Raw genomic sequence first — 445 nt, forward strand, 5'->3', positions numbered from 1 at the left:
CGCTCTCCCCCGAACTCGAAGCCGTCGTCGCCCGAGCCACAGCCGCAGCACCCCAACTCGCCGCCACCACCGCCGAACACCGCGCCCGCGCACTCGTCACCATCGCCGACGCACTCGAACACGCAAAACCCGCCCTCGTGCAGATCGCCCTCCGCGAAACCGGACTCACCGAAGCACGCCTCAACGGCGAAGTCACCCGCACCGCCGTCCAACTCCGCCTCTTCGCCGACACCATCGTCGACGGCGGCTACCTCGACGCACGCATCGACCACGCCGACCCCGACTTCGCCCTCGGCGCACGCCCCGACATCCGCCGCACCCACATCCCCCTCGGCCCCGTCATCAACTTCTCCGCCTCCAACTTCCCCTTCGCGTTCTCCGTCATGGGCGGCGACTCCGCCGCCATCCTCGCCGCCGGCTGCCCCCTCATCGTCAAAGCCCACTC

General features: G+C 70.1%; 1 protein-coding gene. It reads left to right on the forward strand.

Going from position 1 to position 445, the window contains the following annotated elements:
- Nucleotides 1-445, forward strand: a 445-nt coding sequence (locus AMS67_RS04480; RefSeq protein WP_156316539.1) for an aldehyde dehydrogenase family protein, incomplete at both ends; no start/stop codon positions are given.

It is taken from the genome of Leucobacter japonicus, from assembly GCF_001273855.1.
GTDB lineage: Bacteria > Actinomycetota > Actinomycetes > Actinomycetales > Microbacteriaceae > Leucobacter > Leucobacter japonicus.